The organism is Streptomyces uncialis, from assembly GCF_001905345.1.
Classification (GTDB): domain Bacteria; phylum Actinomycetota; class Actinomycetes; order Streptomycetales; family Streptomycetaceae; genus Streptomyces; species Streptomyces uncialis.
Window position 1 is genome coordinate 33,319 of sequence record NZ_LFBV01000007.1, and the last position, 20,514, is coordinate 53,832.

Consider the following 20,514-nt stretch of genomic DNA (forward strand, 5'->3'; position numbering starts at 1 on the left):
CGCCGCCGACGGCGACGACAGCCACCTGCCCGCGGTCACGCCGTACCGCGAGTACCTGCGGTGGCTGTCCGAACGCGACCGTGACGCCGCCCGGCAGGTGTGGGGCGAAGTGCTGTCAGGGCTTGACGGGGGGACCCTCGTCGCGGCGCCAGGCATCGGCCGGGCCGCTGCCCGGTCGTCGCGCCACGAGCACGTCACGGTGCAGCTGCCCCCCCAGGTCACCGACGCGCTGCGGGAGACCGCAAAGGGCCTGCGGGTCACGGTGAGCACTGCGGTGCACACAGCCTGGGCCCTGCTGCTGGCCCGGCTGACCGGCCGGGTAGACCTTGTCTTCGGCAGCGTGGTCTCCGGCAGGCCCCCGGTGCTGCCCGGGATCGAGACCATGGTCGGACTGCTGATCAACACGGTGCCGGTGCGCGTCAGGCTGGACCCGGCCGAATCGCTGGGAGAACTCGCCGCACGGGTCCAGCGCGAGCAGTCGGCGCTCGCCGACCACCAGTACCTGGGCCTGTCCGAGCTGCACCGGCCGGCAGGTGCCACCGAACTGTTCGACACGGCCGTGGTGTTCGAGAACTACCCGGTCGACCGGGACGGTGTGCAGTCCGTGCTCGACGGCGTACGGGTGTCGGTCGAGAGCGCCGAAGACGCCATGCACTACCCGCTGAGCCTCGGCGCCTCCTTGCGTGGCAGCGCGCTGGAGCTGAGGGTGATGCACCGAACCGACGTCTTCGACACCGAGCGGGCGCGGGCGATCGCCGACGGACTGGTCGACCTGCTGGGCGAACTGGCCACCCGGCCGGGCGTGGCCGTCGCCCGCACCGACACGCCGTTCCGGGCGGAAACAGCGCTGGCACTGACACACGCCCGCGGCTCGGCCACGGACCTCGCGGCGACCGATCTGCCCAGCCTGATCGAGGCCCAGGCAGCCCGCACTCCGCACGCCGTCGCGGTCGTGGCCGAGGACACCGCGCTCACCTACGCCGAACTCGACGCCTGGGCCGACCGGCTCGCCGGACACCTCCTCCGACGGGGCGCCGGCCCGGAGCGCACGGTGGCCGTGGCCCTGCCCCGCTCGGCCGAACTGGTGGTGGCGCTGTACGCGGTGCACAAAACAGGGGCCGCCTATCTGCCGATCGATCCCGGCTACCCGGCGGAGCGCATCGCGTTCATGCTGGCCGACGCGGAACCCGCGGTCGTCCTCGACGACCCGTCCGAGGTCCGCGCATCCCGGGCGGGGACCGGTTCCGCCCCGCCGAGGACCCTGTGGCCGGACAGCCCGGCCTACGTCATCCACACCTCGGGTTCCACCGGCCTGCCCAAGGGCGTCGTGGTCAGCCATGCCGCGATTCTCAACCGGCTGCGGTGGATGCAGGACACCTACGGGCTGCGCGCCGACGACCGGGTGCTGCAGAAGACACCGTCGAGCTTCGACGTGTCCGTCTGGGAGCTCTTCTGGCCTCTGATCACCGGGGCCACGTTGGTCCTCGCGCGGCCGGAGGGCCACAAGGACGCGCGCTATCTCGCGGAGTTCATCCAGGAGCAGCGGATCACCACGGCTCACTTCGTCCCTTCGATGCTGCAGATGTTCCTGGAGGAACCGGCCGCGTCCGGATGCTCCTCGCTGCGACTGGTCGTATGCAGCGGCGAGGCGCTGCCCGTGGAACTGGCCGCGTCGTTCCGGCGCACCCTCGGCGCCGAGCTGGCCAATTTCTACGGTCCTACCGAAGCAGCCGTGGACGTGACGGCCTGGGACGTATGCGACGACACGGTCCCGATCGGCCGACCCGGATGGAACACCCAGGCCCACGTGCTCGACCCCTACCTGCGCCCCACTCTGCCCGGAGTGCCTGGTGAGCTCCACCTGGCGGGCGCCCAGCTCGCCCGCGGCTACCTCGGCCGGCCGGGGCTGACCGCGGAACGATTCGTCGCCAACCCATGGACACCGGGCGAGCGGATGTACCGCACCGGTGACCTCGTCCGCCGCAGGGCCGACGGAATCCTCGAGTTTCTGGGCCGGACCGACGACCAGGTCAAGATCAGAGGCTTCAGGGTCGAACTGCGCGAAGTCGAGTCGGTGCTCGCACGGCACCCCGGCCTCCGCCGGGCCGTGGTGGTGGCGCACGGCCAGGAACTGGCCGCCTACCTGCTCGCCCAGCCCGACACGGACATCTCCGCGGTCCGTGAATCAGCCTCCACGGTACTGCCGGAATACATGGTGCCCTCGTCCTTCACGATCCTGGACGAGATACCGATCGGGCCGAGCGGCAAGGTCGACCGCCGGGCGCTGCCCGCGCCGCACCGCCCCCACAGTGCCGGACGGCGCCCTCGCAACCCGCGCGAGGCGATCCTGTGCGACCTGTTCGCCGAGGTGCTGGGACTGGCCGGGACCGGCATCGACGACGACTTCTTCGCGCACGGCGGTCATTCGCTGCTCGCCACCCGGCTGGTCAACCGGATTCGCGCCACGCTCGGTGTCGAGGTCGCCCTCCGGCAGCTGTTCGAGACACCGACCGTGGCGGGCCTCGCGACCGTTCTGGACCCCGCTGCCGCCACCCGGCCGTCCCTGCGCCCCGTGCCGCGTCCCGAGCGCATCCCGCTGTCGTTCGCGCAGCGGCGGCTGTGGTTCATCAACCAGCTCGAGGGGCGGAGCCCGACGTACAACATTCCCGTCGTGCTGAACCTCGGAGGCATGCTGGACACGGAGGCGCTGCGCGCTGCCATGGCCGACGTGATGCTGCGACACGAGAGCCTGCGCACGGTCTTCCCGTCCCACGACGGCCTGCCGCACCAGGTGGTGCTGGCACCGGACGCCGTCGAGCCGCAGCTCACCGTGGCCGCCGTCGACCCCGACGCACTCGACGACGCGGTGCGCGCCGCGGTGGACCACACCTTCGACCTGACCGCGGAACCACCTTTGCGGGCTTGGGCGTTCACGTCCCGGGCGTCCACCGAGGACCATGTCCTGATCCTGCTGCTCCATCACATCGCCGGCGACGGCTCCTCGCTCAACCCGCTCCTCGGCGACCTGGCCACGGCCTACGCCGCGCGGCGCGACGGTGCGCGGCCCGACTGGGCGCCGCTGCCCGTGCAGTACGCCGACTACGCCCTGTGGCAGCACCAGATGTTCGGTGACGGCGAGGACACCGACAGCCTCATCGGCCGCCAGGTGACGTTCTGGACCACCGTCCTCGACGGAGCCCCGGTGGAACTCGATCTGCCGACCGACCGGCCGCGGCCCGCGGTGGCCAGCTACCGCGGCGCCACCGTCGACTTCACTCTCGACGCCGATCTGCACACCGAACTCGCCGACCTCGCCCGGACCGGCCGGGCCACCCTGTTCATGGTGCTGCAGGCTGCCTTCGCGGCACTCCTGACCCGACTGGGCGCCGGCACCGACATCCCGCTGGGCACACCTGTCGCCGGCCGGACCGACAACGCGCTCGACCGGCTCGTCGGGTTCTTCGTCAACACCCTGGTGCTGCGCTGCGACACCTCGGGCAACCCCGCGTTCCGTCAGCTCCTCGCCCGGGTCCGCGCCACCGACCTTGATGCCTACGCCCACCAGGACCTGCCCTTCGAGCACCTGGTGGAGACGATGAACCCGGCACGCTCCCTGGCGGGCAACGCCCTGTTCCAGGTGATGTTCGCCCTGCAGAACGTCGACGGCGTCACGGTCGACCTGCCCGGCCTGACCGCCCAGCCCCGCCCGGTGCCCGCCCGCAACGCCAAGTTCGACCTTTTCGTCAGCGTGGCCGAGCGGCGTACGGCCGAGGGCGGACCCGACGGGCTGTACGGGACGGTCGAGTACGCCTCCGACCTCTTCGACCGGGAGACCGTGGAACAACTCGTCGCCTGGTACGGCGAGTTCCTGCGGACCGTCGTGCGCGATCCCGCGACCCCCATCGAGCAGGTGGAGTTCCTCTCCCCGGCCGAGCAGCACGACTTGCTGGTGACGCGCAACCGGACGGACCGGCCCCTGCCGGCCCACTTCCTGCACGAACGCTTCCAGCAACAGGCCGCAGCCACACCGGACGCTCCCGCGGTGCGCTGCGGCCGCGACGAGCTGACGTACGCCCAGCTCAACGCGCGCAGCAACCGCCTGGCCCGTGAGCTGATCGCGCACGGCGTCGGACCCGAACAGGTCGTCGCCCTGGCCGTCCCCCGCTCGGTCGACATGGTCGTGGCACTGCTCGCCGTCCAGAAGGCCGGGGGCGTGTACCTCCCCATGGACCCCACGCATCCTGCCGAGCGCTTGGAGTTCCTGCTCGGTGACGCCCGGCCGACCCTCCTGATCACCACCCCGGACATCGCACCCCGCCTGCCTGCGGGGAACACCCCGATGTTCGTGCTCGGGGACCCCTCGGCCGAGCGAGCCCTGTCCGGGCGGGACGCCTCGGACCCGGCCGACGAGGACCGTGTCGCCCCGATCCTGCCCGACAACGCCTCCTACATCATCTACACCTCCGGCTCCACCGGCCGGCCCAAGGGCGTCGTGATCTCCTACCGGAGCATCATCAACAACCTGACGGGTTTCGCCGAGCGGTTCCCGATGAGCAGCGACGACTGCACGCTCGCCGTCGCTACCGTCGCGTTCGACATCGTCGCGGTCGACGTCTATCTGCCCCTGCTGCACGGCGGACGCGTGGTCATCGCCGAGTCGGAGGCGGTCCGCCACCCCGCCACGCTCGCCGAACTCGCCGTGCGCCATGACGCCACCGTCCTGCAGGCCACACCGTCGCTGTACCGCACGCTGCTCGCCCACGCGCCCGAAGGGCTGCGTGAGATGCGGCTGCTGGTCGGCGGCGAGACGCTGGGTGCCGGCCTCGCCGAGCGGATGCGGGCGGTGGGCTCCAGCGTCGTCAACCTCTACGGCCCCACCGAGACCACCGTGTGGAGCACCCTGGCCGAAGTCGGCGACTCCCGGACGGTCGCCGACGGTCCGCCCCCGGTGGGCAGCCAGACCCAGAACGTCCGCATGTACGTGCTCGACCCCAGCCTGCGACCCGTGCCTGTCGGCGTCACCGGTGAGCTCTACATCGCCGGAACGGGCCTCGGCCGGGGATACCTCAACCGTCGGTCACTGACCGCGCAACGGTACGTTGCCGATCCCCTCGGCGAGCCGGGCAGTCGGATGTACCGCACCGGCGACCTGGTGCGGTGGCGCCGGGCCGGCGGACTGAACTTCGTGGGCCGGGCGGACGACCAGGTCAAGGTGCGCGGTTTCCGCATCGAACTCGGTGAGGTCGAGGCGGCACTGTCCCGGCAGGACAACGTCGTGGAGGCCACCGTCCTGGCCGACGAGACGGGTGACGGCGAGCGCACGCTCGTCGGCTACGTCGTCCCCGGCACGGCGTGGTCCGCAGGTCGCGACGAGCCGGAGGAGAACGACCAGGTTAGCTCGTGGCGTGACCTCTACGACTCGCTCTACGCAGACCAGGTCGCCGACGGAGGTTTCTGGGAGGACTTCACGGTCTGGCAGAGCAGCTACGACGGTCGGCACCTGCCTCTCGCCGAGATGACCCAGTGGCGTTCGGCGGCCGTCGACCAAGTGCTGCGGCTGAAGCCCCGGCGCGTCCTGGAGATCGGCGTCGGCAACGGGCTGCTGCTGTCCCGGCTGGCCCCGCAGTGCGAGGCGTACTGGGGGACCGACTTCTCCCCGTCGGTGATCGCGGAGCTGGGGGAGCGGCTGCGGGCGCGCGGCGAGGACAGGCCGGGCATTGCACTGCGGGTCCAGAGTGCCGACGACGTCAGCGGACTGCCCCGAGACTTCTTCGACACCATCGTGCTCAACTCGGTGGTCCAGTACTTCCCGCACGCGGGCTATCTCACCGATGTAGTGCACAAGTGCCTGGATCTGCTGGTGCCCGGCGGCCGCGTCGTCCTCGGCGACATCCGCAATCTGCGCCTGCTGCGCTGTCTGCAGACGGCGGTCGCCGTCGGACAGCTCACCGACGCGGCGGACACCTCCTCGGTCCGTGCCCTGGTGGAGCAGAAGGTGGCCGCCGAGGAGGAGCTGCTGCTGGCACCCGACTTCTTCGTCGCGCTCGCCCGGACGTCCCCCGACATCGCGGGGGTGGACATCAGGCTCAAGCGGGGCCGGTTCGACAACGAACTGTCGCGCTACCGCTACGAGGTGGTGATCACCAAGGCACCCGCCGCCCCGGCCCCGGTCGAGGACCTGCCCCGGATGGGCTGGGCGGACCTGGGCTCGACCGGCGCAGTGGCCGGGGCGCTGCTGGACGCACCCCGCGGCCTCCGTGTCACCGACGTGCCCAACGGCCGACTGCTCGCCGAGCACGACGCCCTGCGTGAGCTGCGGAGTGGCAGCGGAACCGCCCGGGTGCTGGCCGCCCTGCGCGCCGAGGCCGGGGGTGTGGACCCCGAGGACCTCCACGACGTGGGTGCCGCTCACGGCTTCCAGGTGGTGACCACATGGTCCGGGCAGGGCCGGGACGACTGCTTCGACGCGGTCTTCCTGCCCGCGCACGCCGACGCCACGGTGCAGGCCTACACGGGGGACCCGGCCTGGGACAGCCTGCAAGCGCACGCCAACAGCCCCGCACGCACCCGCCGCCTGCGGGGATTCAGCGACCGGCTGCGGACCGGGCTGCGGCGGTGGCTGCCGGACTACATGATCCCGGCCGCCTTCGTCGTCCTCGACGAACTTCCCCTGAACGCCAATGGAAAGCTCGACAGAAACGCGTTGCCGAAGCCGGACTTCGCCGTCCTGTCGTCCGGACGCCCGCCGCGCACGCCCCGGGAGCAGGTGCTGTGCGAGTTGTTCGCCGAGGTGCTCGGGGTGCCCGAGGTGACCATCGACGACAACTTCTTCGAACTCGGCGGGCACTCCCTGCTGGCCACCAGGCTCGTCAGCAGGATCAGGTCGGTCACCGGCATCGAGATGCCGATTCGGCGCGTCTTCGAGGGCCCCACCGTCGCCGCCCTGTGCGAACGACTGGAAGCGCGTACACCGGCGCGTCCGCTGCTCGTCCCGATGCCGAGGCCGGCGTGCGTCCCACTGTCGTTCGCCCAGTTGCGCCTGTGGTTCCTCAACCGTTTCGACACGTCCTCACCGGGCTACAACCTGCCCACCGTGCTGCGCCTGAGCGGAAATCTGGACCGGGACGCGCTGCACGAGGCGCTGTGCGACCTGGTGGCCCGGCACGAAACACTGCGCACCGTGTTTCCCGAACAGGACGGCGAACCCTCCCAGATCGTCCGGCCCGCCGAGCGGGCGCGGCCGCAATTCCCGGTCGTCGCCACCCACCCGGACGCGCTGCCCGAAGCCCTCGCCGCGGCCGGCCGGGTGCCCTTCGACGTCACGACCGACCTGCCACTGCGCGCCACCTTGTTCGCGCTCGACGACCACGAGCATGTGCTGCTGCTGGTCCTGCACCACATCGCGGCCGATGGCTGGTCGGTCGGACCGCTCGCCCGGGACCTGGCCGAGGCCTACCGGGCCCGGGTCCGGGACGAGGCCCCCGACTGGTCCGACCTGCCGGTGCAGTACGCCGACTACGCGCTGTGGCAGCGCACGGTGCTGGGCAGCCCTGACGACCCCGGCAGCGTGCTGTCCCGTCAGCTCGTCCACTGGCGCCGGGCACTGGCTGCCGCCCCGGCGGAGGTCCCGTTGCCCACCGACCGACCGAGAGCACAGGACTCCACACCGGCGGGCGAGCGGCTGTCGTTCGAGCTGCGGGCCGATCTGCACGCCCGGCTGCTGGACCTCGCCCGTGCGCACCGGGCCAGCCTGTTCATGGTGTTGCAGAGTGCCGTCGCCGCCCTCCTCACCCGCGTGGGTGCCGGCACCGACGTCCTGCTCGGCAGCGCGATCGCCGGACGGACGGACACGGCCACGGAGGACTTGGTCGGGTTCTTCGTCAACACCCAGGTACTGCGCGTGGACACCTCCGGCGATCCGGAGTTCGGCGAGCTGATCGGCCGGGCCCGGCAGGCGGCTCTGGCCGCCTACGACAACCAGGACCTGCCGTTCGAGCACCTTGTAGAGGCCCTCAACCCGGATCGTTCGCTGGCTCGCCATCCCTTGTTCCAGGTGATGATGGTCCTCCAGAACGCCCCGCGGACCGAGCTGTCCCTGCCGTCCGTGCGGATCACCGGTGAACCGCTGGACGTAGGCGCGGTCAACTTCGACCTAGGGTTCAACCTCGCCGAACGCGACCCGGTCGCGGGCCGTCCCGCAGGCGTGGCTGGCATGGTGGAGTACCGCTCGGACCTCTTCGACCGGGCCACGGTCGAACGGCTCGTCGAACGGCTGCGGCGGTTGCTGGAGACCGTGGCGGCCGACCCGTCGGTGCGGATCGGAGTCGTGGACCTCACCGCCGGCGACGCACTCGACGGGCATCTGGCCCCGGTGCCGGCTGCCCGGGAGATCAACCTCGCCCGGATCGAGGAGGTCCTGGCCGAACACGACGACGTTCAGCAGGTGGCCGCCGTGCTCCACCACGACACGGAAGCCGGGAGGCAGACCGTCGCGGTGCACGTCATCGCCGAGGACGGCCATGCTCTCGATGTCGACCGGCTGCGCGCGTTCGCCGCTCGATGGCTGCCGGAACACCTCGTGCCGACCGAGTACACCGTCGCCCCCGCTCCGGCCGTACGCCCGCCCGCCCCTCGGCTCGCCATGGACGTGACGCCTCCGGCGACGCCGCGTCAGGAGACCCTGTGCGCCCTGTTCGCCGAGGTGCTCGAGCGCCCGTCGGTGGGCGTCGACGAGGACTTCTTCGCGCTCGGCGGACACTCCCTGCTGGCCGTTCGGCTGATCGGCCGGGTACGCGACGCACTGGGGGTGGGGCTGCCCATCCGACAGCTCTTCGAGGCCACGACGGTGCGCGCCCTCGACACGGTGCTCGACGACAGGGCAGCCGCCCGTCCCCGCGTCGCCCCGGTGACCCGGCCCACCCGCGTACCGCTGTCGTTCGCCCAGCAGCGTCTGTGGGTGCTCGACCGTCTGGAAGGGCCGTCGGCGACCTACAACATCCCGTTCGCGCTGCGCCTGAGGGGACCCCTGGACGCGACGGCCCTGCAGGCCGCCCTGAGTGACGTGGTGGACCGGCACGAAGTGCTGCGCACGGTCATCGACAGCGACCACGGCGTGCCCTGCCAGCGCATCCTCCCCGTCGACGACATCTGGCCCGGCCTGACCGTCGGCCACGTCGCACCCGACGCACTCGCGGCGGAACTTGCCGCGGCATCGGCGCACGCCTTCGACCTTGCCGAGGAACCTCCGCTGCGGGCACGGCTGTTCAGGATCGCCCCCGAGGACCACGTCCTGTCGGTGGTGCTTCACCACATCGCCGGCGACGGAGGCTCCCTCGAACCACTCGCCACGGACCTGTCCACCGCCTATGCCGCTCGCAAGCGGTCCGTCGCCCCCGACTGGCCCCCGCTGCCCGTGCAGTACGCGGACTACACGATGTGGCAGCGCGCGCTTCTCGGAGACGAGAACGATCCCGACAGCATGATCGCCCAGCAGATCCGGTACTGGGGCGACACACTGGCCGAACTGCCCGAGGAGCTCCCGCTGCCCACCGACCGCCCACGCCCGGAGGCCGCGGGGCACCAGGGCGAACTGGTGGAGTACACCGTCTGCGCGGACACCCATCGGTTGCTCGCCGAGCTCGCCGCACGCCACGGCGTGACGCTGTTCATGGTGATGCACGCGGCCCTCGCCGCGGTGCTCACCCGGCACGGCGCCGGCACCGACGTTCCGATCGGAACACCGGTGGCCGGCCGCGACGACAGCGCGCTGGACCCGATGATCGGGTTCTTCGCCAACACGTTGGTCCTGCGCACCGACACCAGCGGCGATCCGGACTTCACCACCTTGCTGGACCGTGTCCGGCAGACCGACCTGGCCGCATACTCCCACCAGGACGTGCCCTTCGAACGGCTCGTCGACGTGCTCGGTGCCGAGCGGTCCATGGCCCGCAACCCTCTGGTGCAGGTCATGCTGGCGTTCGACCAGTACGGCGCTTCCCCGTTGCGCCTCGACGAGATACGGGTGAGCGCGCAACTCACGGGCCATGTCGCGGCGAAGTACGACCTTGCCGTCAACGTCGCCGAACGCCGTGGAGCCGCCAGGGAGTACGAAGGCCTCGCAGGAGCCCTGGAACTCGCCACAGACCTGTTCGACCGGCGTACCGGGGAGGAACTGGCCGCGCGGCTGGTGCTCTTCCTCGACCAGGTCGCGGCTGATCCCACGTTGCGGATCGGGGCGGCGCGCCTGGAGCCGGCCACCGAACAGCTCCCCTGGAACGACACCGACCGCCCTGTGCCCGTCGAGCACGCGCTGGCCGCCTTCGAACGGCACGTCCCGCACCGCTTGGACGACGACGCCGTCGTGTGCGGCGCAGACCGCATCAGCTATCAGGAGCTCAACGAGCGCGCCAACCGGCTGGCCCACCGGCTCATCACGCGGGGGATCGGCGCGGAGCAGATCGTCGCGCTCCACCTCCCCCAGTCCGTCGACCTGATCGTGGCCCTGCTGGCGGTACTGAAATCCGGCGCGGCGTACATGCCGGTGGACCCCGACTACCCGGCCGAGCGGATGCGCCTGCTGTTCGACCGGGCCTCTCCCGCACTGGTCCTGGCCAAGGGCGACACGGGACCGGCGGACGCGCCCGTCCTGGACCCGGCCGAACACCTGCCGGACCTCCCCGCTCACGACCCCACCGACGCCGATCGGCTGCGTCCCTGGTCACCCGACCATCCGGCCTACCTGATCCACACCTCGGGTTCGACCGGCACCCCACGGGGCGTGCTGGTCACCCACCGCGGACTGCCGGGCCTGGCCCTCAGCCTTGCCGATGCCTATCAGGTCGGGCCGGGAAGCCGTGTCCTGGAGTTCGCCTCACCGGGCTTCGACGTGGCCACCGGGGACATCCTGTTCGCCCTGTCATCGGGCGCGGCCCTGGTGCTGCTCGACACCGACCGGGTCACCGCTGCGGCCGACCTGGCCGACCTGGTTGCGCGCCACGGCGTCACCCACACGACCCTGACCCCGACCGTCGCCGCACGGATACGCCCCGGAACGCTGCCGGAAGGCTTCGTGCTCGCCCTGGGCAGCGAGACGGTACCGGGCTCGCTCGTGGACCGATGGGCCTCGTCGTGCCGGGTCCTGAATGTCTACGGTCCGACCGAGTGCACGGTGGCGTCGACGATCACCGGGGCACTGGCCGGGGACGGTGTGCCACCCCTCGGCCGGCCGCTCGCCAACACCAAGGCGTACGTGCTCGATCCCGCGCTGCGCCCGGTCCTGCCCGGCATGGTCGGCGAGCTCTACCTGTCGGGTCCGGGCCTGGCCCGGGGCTATCGCGGCGAGCCGGCCGCGACCGTCGGCCGGTTCGTCGCCGATCCGTACGGCGCACCGGGTGTGCGCATGTACCGCACGGGCGACATGGTGCGGCGGCACCGGAACGACGAACTCGAGTTCATCGGCCGAACCGACGGACAGGTGAAGATCCGCGGACACCGCGTGGAACTGGGCGAGGTCGAGCAGGCCCTCCTCGGCCATCCCGCGGTGCGCGCCGCAGCGGCGGCCACCTTCTCCACTCCGGCCGGGCCACGGCTGGCCGGGTACATTGTCGCGGAACCCGGCGGCGCAAGCGTCGCCGAGCTGCGCGGATGGCTCGCCGAGCGGGTCCCCGACCACCTCGTGCCGACCGCGCTCGTCCCTGTGGACGCGCTGCCCTTCACCGCCCACGGCAAGGTGGACCGGGCGCAGCTGCCCGCCCCCACCACCGCTGCGGCCCCGAGCGCCGGCCGGGCCCCGGGCCGTACCCCGGTCACCGCGTACGAGCGCGTCCTGTGCCGTCTGATCAGCGACCTGCTGGGTCAGCCCGACCTGCCGGCCGACGGCCACTTCTTCGAGCTCGGCGGCGACAGCATCCTCGCCATACAACTGGTGAGCCGGGCGGCCCGGGAGGGACTGTCGCTGACCCCGCGCGACGTCTTCACGCACCCGGTGATCGCGGAACTCGCCGCGGTGGCTGCGTCCGGTCGCCCCACCCCGGCACCCGTGCCCGATCCGGGGAGGGGCCCGGTCCCGCTCACCCCGGCCATGCACTGGCTGCGCGAACTCGGTGACGACATCGCGGGCTTCGAGCAGTCCGTGACCGTCCCGGTGCCGGCCGGACTCGACCGGCGCCACGTCACCGCCGCGTTGCAGGCCGTCCTCGACCATCACGACGCCTTGCGGATGCGCCTGTCCCGGGACGACGACACAGGGCTGTGGGCACTGGACATTCCCGAACCGGGAGCCGTCGACGCGCAGGACCTGCTCGTCGTCGCCGACACGACCGGGCTGTCCGGCGACGCACTGCGCGAGCTGGCGGCCCAGTCGGTGGGTGCTGCCCGGGACCGTCTCGACCCCGACCGCGGTCTCATGCTTGCCGCGGTGCTGCTGCCGGGGGAACCCGGCGCACCCGGTCTGCTCTCCCTCACCGCCCATCATCTCGTCGTGGACGCGGTGTCGTGGCGCATCCTGAGCGGCGATCTCGACCAGGCCCTGACCGCCTCCGCGGAGGACCGGACGGTCGAGCTCGCCCCGGTCGGCACCTCCTTCAAGCGCTGGGCCGAACGGCTGGTCGCCGCCGCCACGGACCGTTCCCGGCTCACCGAGGTCCGGTATTGGACGGACGTGCTGCGCACCTGCGACCCCGCACTGGGCGACCGGCCCCTCGATCCCTTCGAGGACACCGTCGCCACGACCGGGTCGATCCTGCGGACGGCCCGGGCCGGGACCACGGCTCCGCTCCTCACCGACGCCCCGGCGGCGTTCCACGGCCGGGTACCCGATGTGCTGCTCACCGCGCTTGCTCTGGCCGTCGGCGAGTGGCGAAAGCGCCGGGGCATCCCCGCGACGAGCGCGGTTCTGCTCGACGTGGAGGGGCACGGCCGGGTCGAGCAGGACGGACTCGACCTCACCCGGACTGTCGGATGGTTCACCACGCTGCACCCGGTGGCCCTCGATCCCGGGGCACTGGAGTGGGCAGACGTCCGACGCGGTGCCCCGGACGTGGGCTCGGCAGTGAAGCGGGTGAAGGAGCGGCTGCGGTCCGTGCCCGACTCCGGGCTCGGCTTCGGCCTGCTGCGCTACCTCAATCCCCAGAGCATGCCGCTGCTGGCCCGGGCGGGCACACCGCAGATCTGCGTCAACTACCTGGGGCGGATGACCGGTCCGGCGGATTCCGCCCCCGCGACGACGCCGCGGGAAACCGCCGCGCGGGCCGTGGCCCACACCGTAGCGCTCGACACCATGATCAGGGACACCCCCGAGGGACCACGACTCGTCGCGAACTGGACCTGGCCGGCCGGGGTGCTGGCCGAGCGGGACGTGGAAGACCTGGCCGATCTCTGGTTCGAGGCTCTGGAGGGCATCGTCGTCCACGCGCACGGCGCGACGGCCACCCGGAGTCCCTCGGACTTCCCGCTCGTCGACCTCGCCCAGCAGCAGGTGGACTGGATCGAGCGGACCTGGCCGGCACTCTCGGACGTGCTGCCGGTCACCCCCTTGCAGGAAGGCCTGCTCTTCCACGCGCTGCTCGACGGCCCCGACCGCGAACACGACGACCCGTACGTGGTGCAGAGCGTCCTCGCCCTGCCTGAAGAGCTGGATTCCGACGCACTGCGTCAAGCGGTCCAGACGGTTGTCGAACGCCACGACGCCCTGCGCGCGGCGTTCGTCCAGACACCGGACGGCCCCCCTGTCCAGGTGATCGCCGGACAGGCGGCCGTCCCCTGGAAGGAAGCCGCGGCTGCCGATGCGGCCGAGCTGGCCGCGTTGGCGGCCGAGGAACGCCGCGCGGGCTTCGACCTGGCCGCTCCGCCTCTGATCCGGATGCTCTTGGTGCGGCTGGCCCAAGAAGAACACCGGTTGGTCATGACCCACCATCACATCCTGCTGGACGGCTGGTCGCTGCCGTTGCTGCTGCGCGAACTCTTCGCCGCCTACCGGACCGCTGGGGACGAAGCCCGGCTGCCCACCGTGACTCCCCACCGTGCCTTCGCGTCATGGCTGGTGGGGCAAGACAGGGAGGCGGCACGGGAGGCCTGGCGGGCCGCCCTGTCGGGTGTGGACAGCTGCCGAGTGGCTCCCGGCAGCGGTGAGCCCGCCGGCCCGCGGCAGGAAGTGCGTCGGCAACTGCCCGCGCGGGTCGCGACCCTGGTACAGGAGACGGCTCGTGCGCTGGGTGTCACGACCAGCGCCATGGTGCACGTCGCCTGGGGGCTCGTGCTCGGCCGTCTCACCGGACGGCGGGACGTGGTCTTCGGCAGCGTGGTGTCGGGACGATCGCCGGCTGTCCCTGGCATCGAGTCGATGATCGGCTGCTTCATCAACACCCTGCCGGTCCGGCTCACCGCGCGCTCCGCCGAGACCGTGGCGGACTCGCTGCGCCGCTTCCAGGCCGAACAGGCGGCCCTCGGCGAGGCGCATCACCTCGGGCTCGCCGAGGTGCACAGGCTGATCGGTGCCGGTGAACTGTTCGACACCGCGCTGGCCTTCGAGAACTATCCGACCGGCGGGGGCGCCGTCCGGGTGGGCCAGGCCGACACGGCCGTCCGGATGGAGCAGGCCAGGGACGGGATGCACTATCCGATCGGCCTGGTGGCTGCCGCCCACCCCGACGGGATGGGGCTACGACTGGTCCACCGTGCCGACCTGATCGCCCCGGCCCGGGCGGAGCAGATCGTGACCTGGATCTGCGACGCGCTGGAATCGATGGCAGCCGATCCGGGCCAGCCGGTCGATCGGGTCACCGGGCACCGGGACGGGGCCCGGGCCGTGGTGTCCGGTCCGTCTGCGGACTCGCCCGACCGCGATCCGATCGACGTCTTTGCCGGCCATGTGGCCAAGACCCCCGACGCCCCGGCTGTGACCGGCCAGGGTCGGACCTTCTCCTACGCCGAACTCGACGCGTGGTCCGACCGGCTGGCGCGGGCCTTCGTGGCGGCGGGGGCCGGTGTGGAGGTCACAGTGGCTGTGCGGCTGGAGCGCACGCCCCGGATGGTCGCCGCGCTGCTCGGTGTCCTGAAGGCCGGTGCTGCGTACGTGCCGCTCGACCACAGGTTCCCCACCGCACGGATACGGACCGTCCTGGCCGAGTCGCGCGCCGCGCTGCTGCTCGCCGACGGTGAAGGGGCGACGGACTTCGGCATCCCGGTCATCGATCCGGCCATGGTCGTGCCGCCCGGCGATGACGTCAGGTTCCCCGCCGTGCCGGTACGAGCCATGGCCTACGTCATGTCCACCTCGGGCTCGACCGGCCGTCCCAAGGCCGTGGCCGTGTCCCGCCGGGAGCTCACCTGGATCGCCGGTGAGGAGGGCTTCCGCGCGCCGCGCCGGGCGCTCGTGCACAGTCCGCTCGCCTTCGACGCGTCTACCGCGGAGATCTGGGGCACTCTGCTCAACGGCGGCTGCCTCGTCCTCTCTCCGCCCGGTGACCTGGACACCGTCACGCTCGCCCGCGTCATCCGCGACGAGCGGGTCACGTGGGCGTGTTTCACTCCTGTCCTGTTCCGGACGCTGGTCGAGGACGAGCCGTCGTGCTTCGAGGGCCTGCGGGAAGTGCTCCTCGGAGGCGACGTCGTTCCGCCCGCCGCCGCACGGGAGGTGCTGCGGCGCAATCCCGGCCTGTCCCTCGCCAACGGATACGGCCCGGCTGAGACCACGGTGTTCGTCACGGCCCACCGGATGCGCTCCGCCGGAACAGTCGGCGCGGCCGTGCCCATCGGGCTGCCGTTGCCCGGCATCCGGATTCACCTCCTGGACGACGTCCTTCGACCGGTACCCGGGGGAACCGTCGGCGAGGTCTACGTCGCGGGCGACGGAGTCGGCCGCGGCTACGTGGGGCAGGCGGGCCTGACCGCGACCCGGTACGTCGCCGAGCCGGGTGGGTCCGGCGGACGCGCCTACCGCACCGGTGACCTGGCGCGTCTGAACTCCGACGGTCTGCTGGAGTTCGCCGACCGCGCCGACACCCAGGTCAAGATCCGGGGGTTCCGGGTCGAACCGGGCGAGGTCGAGTCCGTCCTGGCCACCCACCCCGGTGTCGCACACAGCGTCGTGGTTGTCTCCCACGAGGCGCCGACGGGTCCGCGTCTGGTGGCGTACGCCGTGCCGTCGGCCGGACACCGGCCGGACGCTGCCGAACTGACCCGTTTCGCCCAGGGTCTGCTGCCCACCTACCTGGTGCCGTCGGCCGTCGTGGTCCGGGACTCGCTGCCGGTGACGGCCAACGGCAAGGTCGACCGCGCCGCGCTCGGCGTGGTGGCGCCCGTCCTGCGGGCGCGCACAGCTCCGGCGAACCGGGTGGAAGAAGTGCTGTGCGAGCTGTACCGCGAGGTACTGGGCGTGTCCGAGGTCGGCACCGATGACGACTTCTTCGACCTCGGTGGCGATTCCCTGCTCGCGATGCGGCTGATCGGCCGGGTCCGGCGCCGGCTCGGTGGTGCGCCGACCATCAGAGACCTGTTCCTCACCCCCACGGTCGCCGGATTCGCCCGTCGGCACATCCTGGGCGGCGGGATCGCGCAGGACGCCGCCTTCGAGGTCCTCTTGCCCCTGCGCCCCCAGGGGACTGCGGCGCCGGTCTTCTGCCTGCCCCCGGCGAGCGGGCTCGGCTGGCGCTACTCGGGTTTGATCCGGGTGCTGTCGCACACCGCGCCGATCCACGCCCTGCAGGCTCCCGGATACAGCGACGACGGCCCGCTGCCGGGATCCGTGGCGGAACTCGCCGCCGACTACGCGACCCGGATCAGGAAGACCGCACCGGGCCCTTACCGGCTCGTCGGCTGGTCCTTCGGTGGAATCGTCGCCCATGAGGTCGCGACGAGGCTCCTCCGGGCGGGGGAGGACGTGGAACTGCTGGCCGTACTCGACGCCGCACCGGCAGCGGGGCTGGTGACCGGGTCGCCCGACGGTGTGACCATCCTCCGGACCCTGCTGGAGACGGTCGGTGATCTGCCCGACCGGCTGCCTGACGGGATGACGGCGGAGGAGGCGGAGACTCTGCTGCGCGAGCACGACAATCCGATGGTGGCCCTGCTGGGCGAGCGGTCGCAGCGGCTGGTGCAGGTCTCCCGGAACTTCACCGAGCTGGCTGCATCGCATACTCCGAGCACCTTCGACGGCAACATGGCCTTCTTCCCCGCCGTCCGCGGTCACGGTGTGAACCGCCTGACCGAGGACAGCTGGCGGCCGCATGTCACGGGGACGATCACCACCTATCCGATCGACTGCGAGCACCAGCAGATGCTCGATGGCGCACCGCTACGTGAGATCGGCCGTGTCCTGCGGGCGGTCCTCGACGACGGGGCACCCGCGTGAGCGCCCGCGCGATGTCCCGGCACCTCGTGCTGGGTGCCGCGGACGCCCCGCACCGTGTGGTGCTGCTGCACTACGCGGGCGGGTCGGCCGCGTCGCTGCTGCCGCTGGCCCGGCACCTGCCGGAAACCTGCGGCGTCGTCCTGCTGGAACTCAACGACCGCAGCGATCCGGCACGCACCTTCACAGAAGCGGTGACCCTGCTCCAGCCGGAGTTCGAGGCGCTGCTCGACCGCCCCACCATCGTCTTCGGCCACAGCATGGGTGCGTTGCTGGCCCATGCGCTGGTCGAGGCCTTGCCGGACCGTTGTCGGCGCCTGGTTTCCGGTGTCGTGCTCTCCGGTTCCCGCTCGCCCACGACGAGGAGCAGACTCGCGACCTTCCCGCCGACGGCGTTCACCGCCCGGTCCCGGGCGGCGCTGAGGGACGACATGGTTCGGTACGGCGGCTGCCCTCCGGAACTGTTCGCCGACACGGAGCTGGTGGACCTGGCCGTGACGGCCCTCGGCCACGACATGCAGCTCATCGACACGTACTCCGCGCCGGTCCGCCGCGGCGGACAGCACGACGCCACGGAATACCACATCTGGTACGGCGAGGACGACGACGAGGCGAACGCGCACGAAGCCCGGCTGTGGGCCGACGACGTGCCGCGCCCGCCCCACCGGCGGGGCTATCCCGGCGGCCACTTCTATCTGCTGGAACACACAGAGGCCGGCCAGGAGTTGCGCCGCCTCGCCGCAGGGATTGGATGGACATGACACGAGACCTCTACGAGCTGGGCGAGATCCCCCCGCTGGGGGAGGTGCCCCATCACATGTACGCCGCGCTGATCCGCCCGGAGCGCTACGGCCTGCCGCAGGACGCGATCAAGATCGAGGTCGTCGAGGTGCCGCCGGTGGGACCCGGCCAGGTGCTGGTGATGGTGATGGCGGCCGGCATCAACTACAACGGCGTCTGGGCCAGTCTGGGCACACCCGTGGACGTGATCGCCGCCCGGCAGAAACAGGGCGACCCGCACGGTTTCCACATCGCGGGCTCCGAGGGATCGGGGGTGGTCTGGGCGACCGGCGAGGGCGCCACCCGGTTCCGCGCCGGCGAGCACGTCGTGTTCGGCGGGCTGAAGTGGGATGAGCGGGCGGACGACATCAGGCTCGGCACGGATCCTGCTGTCTCCCGCTCCCAGCGGGCCTGGGGGTACGAACTCAACTTCGGCACCTTCGCCCAGTTCACCGTGGTCGACGAGTATCAGCTGCACCCCAAGCCGGAACGGCTCACCTGGGAGGAGGCCAGCTGCTTCCTTGCCGGTGGTGCCACCGCGTACCGCCAGCTGTGCGGATGGCCGCCGCACACGGTCCGGCCGGGCGATCCGGTCCTGGTGTGGGGCGGCTCGGGCAGTCTCGGCTCCATGGCGATCCAGATCGTCGATCTGCTCGGCGGCGTGCCCATCGCGGTGGTGTCGGCCGAGGAGAAGGCCGAGCACTGCCTCCGGCTGGGTGCCCGAGGCGTGATCAACCGTACCCAGTTCGACCACTGGGGCAGGCTGCCGGACCACACCGACACCGCCGCGTACCAGGACTGGCTCAGCGGTGTCCGTGCCTTCGGCCGCGGGATCTGGGACGTGCTCGGCGAGCGTCGCTCGCCCCGCATCGTCCTTGAGCACCCGGGGCAGGACACCCTGCCGACATCGCTGTACGTCTGCGACAACGGCGGGATGGTGGTCACCTGTGCTGGGACCAGCGGCTACAACGGTGACGTGGACCTGCGCTTCCTGTGGATGTTCCAAAAGCGCCTGCAGGGGTCGCACTGCGCCAATGCCCGGGAGTCACGGGAGGTCACCAACCTGGTCGCGGCGGGCAGACTCGACCCCTGCCTGAGCCGCACGGCACCGTTCGGTGACATCGCCGAGCTGCACCGGCTCATCTACGAGAACGCCCATCCGCCGGGCAACATGTCCGTGCTGGTGAACGCTCCCGAGCCGGGGATGACCGTCCTGCCTGGCGAGGTGGTGAGATGACGGGCCGGGAGGACACATCGTGGCTGCCGCTGCGGCAGTTGCGCATCCTGGACCTGACACGGCTGCTGCCGGGCGGCTTCGCCGGTTCGCTGCTCGCGGACCTGGGGGCGGACGTGGTCAAGGTCGAGCCACCCGTCGGAGACCCGCTCCGGCAGGTCATGCCCGAGACGTTCGCCGCGATCCACCGGAACAAGCGCTCCATCATGCTCGACCTGGCCGAGCCTGAAGGGAAACGGGCCTTCCTGGCCTTGGTGCCCCGGTTCGACGTGGTGATCGAGAGCCATCGGCCCGGTGTCCTGGACCGGCTCGGTCTCGGCTTCGCCGCGCTGCGGCGCGCCAACCCCCGTGTGGTGCTCTGCTCCCTGTCGGGCTTCGGTCAGACCGGCCCCTACTCCCGGCGGCCCGGTCACGACGTCAACTTCCTGGCCCTGTCCGGGTTCTTCGCCGTACCGCAGCGGCCGACAGGCAGCGTGGACCGCCCCGGAGTGCGGGTCGCGGACCTCGCGGGGGCGATGTACGCCGCTCTGTCGATCACGGTGGCGGCCCAGCATGCCGCGACGACCGGCACCGGTCAGCATGTCGATGTGTCGCTGCACGAGGCGGCCGCGGCCTGGGCCGGACCGCTGGCACTGCCCGCGCTCAATGGCGCCGCGGTCAACAGCCCATTGGTCACCGGGGACAACGACGCGTTCACCACACGCGACGGCCGACGCCTGTCCCTCGCCCTGTTCGAGGACAAGTTCTGGCGTGCCTTCCGCGAACGGCTCGCCGGTGAGTTCCCTGCCCTGGCCACTGACGCCTACGACCGCCGCCGCGACCGAACCCGGCACAAGGAGGCGGTGTCCGCCCTCCTCGCCGCCGTCTTCGCCGACCGGGATCTGAAGTGGTGGATCGAGGTGCTCGGCGAACTGGACGTGCCCTGGGCACCGGTCCACGAGACGGCGGCGGCGGTCGTCGACGACGAACACGTCCAGGCCCGGGAGCTGATCACCGAGGTGCCGGGCGGACCAGAGGACCAGCGGTGGCACCAAGTCCGCTTCCCGGTGGTCTTCGGCGCCGGGCTCGACTCCTTCCGCACGCCCGCACCGGACCTCGGCGAGCACACCGCCGAGGTCCTTGAGTCCAACGGACCACGCTCATGAGCGGAAAGGTC

4 protein-coding genes (1 of these 4 only partly in view) are annotated in these 20,514 nt (G+C 71.5%); all 4 read left to right on the forward strand.

Translation table 11 applies throughout. The features are described from left to right. Tightly spaced (each overlapping or abutting the next), the 4 genes in view from AB852_RS24905 to AB852_RS24920 form a layout consistent with a single transcriptional unit that may run on beyond the window. On the forward strand, positions 1-17,347 hold the 3' portion of the coding sequence (locus tag AB852_RS24905) for a non-ribosomal peptide synthetase (RefSeq protein WP_073792440.1). Its footprint begins 491 nt before the window's first position; 17,347 of the gene's 17,838 nt are visible here — the last part of the coding sequence; its start codon lies off the left edge, out of view; it ends in the stop codon at positions 17,345-17,347. Then, entirely contained in the window at positions 17,344-18,105 is a 762-nt protein-coding gene (locus AB852_RS24910) for a thioesterase II family protein (RefSeq protein WP_143201277.1), read from the forward strand. Before AB852_RS24905 ends, AB852_RS24910 begins: the two co-directional genes overlap by 4 nt. Continuing rightward, positions 18,096-19,361 (forward strand): crotonyl-CoA carboxylase/reductase, encoded by a 1,266-nt coding sequence (gene ccrA / locus AB852_RS24915; RefSeq protein WP_073792442.1) that lies wholly within the window; start codon positions 18,096-18,098, stop codon positions 19,359-19,361. Before AB852_RS24910 ends, ccrA begins: the two co-directional genes overlap by 10 nt. Next, entirely contained in the window at positions 19,358-20,503 is a 1,146-nt protein-coding gene (locus AB852_RS24920) for a CaiB/BaiF CoA transferase family protein (protein WP_073792443.1), read from the forward strand. The genes ccrA and AB852_RS24920 overlap by 4 nt, the downstream gene beginning before the upstream one ends. Positions 20,504-20,514 lie beyond the last annotated feature (11 nt).